This window comes from Streptomyces sp. MK37H, assembly GCF_018035285.1.
Taxonomy (GTDB): domain Bacteria; phylum Actinomycetota; class Actinomycetes; order Streptomycetales; family Streptomycetaceae; genus Streptomyces; species Streptomyces endocoffeicus.
The window spans coordinates 1-2,486 of sequence record NZ_JAAAYH010000731.1 but is presented as its reverse complement, the minus strand read 5'-3'; the positions used below and the strand labels follow the sequence as shown (position 1 = coordinate 2,486).

Genomic DNA, 2,486 nt, shown 5'->3' with positions numbered 1-2,486 from the left:
CCCCTAAGGGATGTCACAGCTCGGCCGCAATGCCTGGTCCGCTCACACAGCTCCCGCACCCGGCCCGCTACGACCGGGTACGTTCGAATGGTGGCTGGATTCAGGATCGGACGCGGACGGGACTCCCACTCCGCGCAACAAGGGCAGCAGCAGCGGCCGCCGCAGCCGCCGTACGGACAGAACGACCCGTACGGCGGTCAGCAGCAGCCGCAGTGGCAGCAGCCCTCCTCACAGGGAGAGCCGGAGTATTTCGGCGGCCAGGACCCGCACTACGGGCCCGGGCAGGGCCCCGGCCCCGGAGGCTACGGCCAGGGGCAGAGACCGTACGGACAGGGCGGCGGCACGTACGCCGACAACAACTCGGGCCATACACAGCAGTTCAGCGTCGGCGAGGCGCCCGACGCGTACGACCCGTACGGCCAGGGCCCCGGTTCGTACGACGACGGCTACGGCGGGCAGACGTACCGCGCAGGCTCCTCCACGGCCCCGCCCGCCGGCCCCCGGCTGCACTGGCAGCAGCTGCTGAGCGGCACCGTGCTGCGCCCGTCGGCCACCTTCTGGCAGATGCGGGACTACGCGGTGTGGGGCCCGGCCCTGATCGTGACCTTCGTCTACGGTCTGCTGGCGGTCTTCAGCTTCGATGACGCCCGTAAGGACGTCCTCAACGCCCCCATGTCCAACAGCATCCCGTGGGTGCTCACCGCGGGCGTCGCCATGGTGATCAGTGGACTGATCCTGGGCGCCGTCACCCACACGCTCGCCCGCCAGCTGGGCGGCGACGGCACCTGGGCGCCGACCATCGGCCTGTCGATGCTGATCATGTCGATCACGGACGCGCCGCGGCTGGTGTTCGCGCTCTTCCTGGGCGGGGACAGCTCGCTGGTGAAGGTGCTGGGCTGGGCGACCTGGCTGGCAGCGGGCGCGCTCTTCACCTCGATGGTGAGCAAGTCGCACGACCTGCCGTGGCAGAAGGCGCTGGGCGCGTCGGCGCTCCAGCTGATCGCGCTGCTGAGCCTGCTGAAGCTGGGAACGCTGTAAGGCCGGCACCACAGGCCGCATGACCAAGGGGCCCGCACCGGCGGGCCCCTCATCTACGCGTCATGGCCTGTGTCAGGCGTCCCGCACTTGCCCCTCCCGCCGCACGACGGGCGGTTCCACGCTCCACGGGAAGTTGATCCACTGATCGGTGCGCTGCCAGACGTACTCGCACTTCACCAGCGACTGGGACTTCTCGTAGATCACCGCGCTGCGCACCTCGGCGACCGTGCCGAGACAGAAGTCCCGGACCAGCTTCAGCGTCTTGCCGGTGTCCGCCACGTCATCGGCGATCAGCACCTTCTTGTCGGAGAAGTCGATCGCGTTGGGCACGGGCGCGAGCATCACGGGCATGTCGAGGGTGGTCCCCACGCCCGTGTAGAACTCCACGTTCACCAGGTGGATGTTCTTGCAGTCGAGCGCGTACGCCAGCCCACCGGCCACGAAGACCCCGCCGCGGGCTATGGAGAGCACGATGTCGGGCTCGTAGCCATCGCCGGCGATCTTCTCCGCCAGCTCGCGGACCGCGACCCCGAACCGCTCGTACGTAAGGTTCTCCCGCTGCTCACCCACGCCGCTCACACCTTCGTCCGGTGGAAGCTCTGGAACGACCGCGAGGGCGTCGGCCCGCGCTGTCCCTGATAGCGGGAGCCGTAACGGGCGGAGCCGTAAGGATGCTCCGCGGGCGACGTCAGCCGGAACATGCACAGCTGCCCGATCTTCATCCCCGGCCACAGCTTGATCGGCAGCGTCGCGACATTCGACAGCTCGAGCGTGACATGCCCGGAGAACCCCGGGTCGATGAACCCCGCCGTGGAGTGCGTCAGCAGCCCCAGCCGCCCCAGACTCGACTTCCCCTCGAGTCGCGAGGCGATGTCATCCGGCAGCGTCACGACCTCGTACGTCGAGGCGAGCACGAACTCCCCGGGGTGCAGGATGAACGCGTCCTCGCCCTCGGGCTCCACCAGGCGCGTCAGATCGGGCTGCTCCACCGCCGGGTCGATATGCGGATAGCGGTGGTTCTCGAACACCCGGAAGAACCGGTCCAGCCTTACATCGATACTCGACGGCTGCACCATCGCCGGATCGTACGGATCAATCCGCACCCGCCCGGCGTCGATCTCGGCCCGGATGTCCTTGTCTGAGAGAAGCACCCGAAGAGGATACGCACATCACAGGTGCCCCCACGGCACAGGCCCGGTCCCACCGGACCGGGCCCGCACCCTGCGACTTCATCAGCTACCGCTCACCGCTTATCGGCTCCCACCGGCACCGCGTGCCGGAGCCGAGCACAACGCGGACACCGCAGCAACCGGCCGGGGCCGATGCGATCGACGGTGAGGTGCTGCATCGGGAACGAGGAGGTGCTGAACACATGCCCTTCAGCACAACGGACGACGGTGCGCTCCATGAGTCCCTTCCCCAAGAACGTGGACGGCGTGGACGACAAA

At 68.3% G+C, this 2,486-nt stretch carries 3 protein-coding genes; 1 reads left to right on the top strand and 2 read right to left on the bottom strand.

Annotated elements, in window-relative coordinates; translation table 11 throughout:
- Window positions 1-87: 87 nt before the first annotated feature.
- Window positions 88-1,038 (top strand): Yip1 family protein, encoded by a 951-nt coding sequence (locus tag GWI24_RS43335; RefSeq protein WP_210951505.1) that lies wholly within the window; start codon window positions 88-90, stop codon window positions 1,036-1,038.
- Window positions 1,039-1,110: 72 nt separating this feature from the next.
- Here the strand turns inward: GWI24_RS43335 and GWI24_RS43330 are convergent, their stop codons facing one another.
- The gene (locus GWI24_RS43330; protein WP_138914669.1) at window positions 1,111-1,608 is read right to left on the bottom strand and encodes a phosphoribosyltransferase; all 498 of its coding nucleotides are present in this window, start codon (window positions 1,606-1,608) and stop codon (window positions 1,111-1,113) included.
- A gap of 5 nt (window positions 1,609-1,613) precedes the next feature.
- Window positions 1,614-2,189 (bottom strand): dCTP deaminase, encoded by a 576-nt coding sequence (gene dcd / locus GWI24_RS43325; RefSeq protein ID WP_037954192.1) that lies wholly within the window; start codon window positions 2,187-2,189, stop codon window positions 1,614-1,616.
- Window positions 2,190-2,486: the final 297 nt, after the last annotated feature.

Bases quoted from the DNA above. Each gene is read 5' to 3' on its own strand.
- GWI24_RS43335 (WP_210951505.1), top strand. From the start codon at position 88: ATGGTGGCTGGATTCAGGATCGGACGCGGACGGGACTCCCACTCCGCG.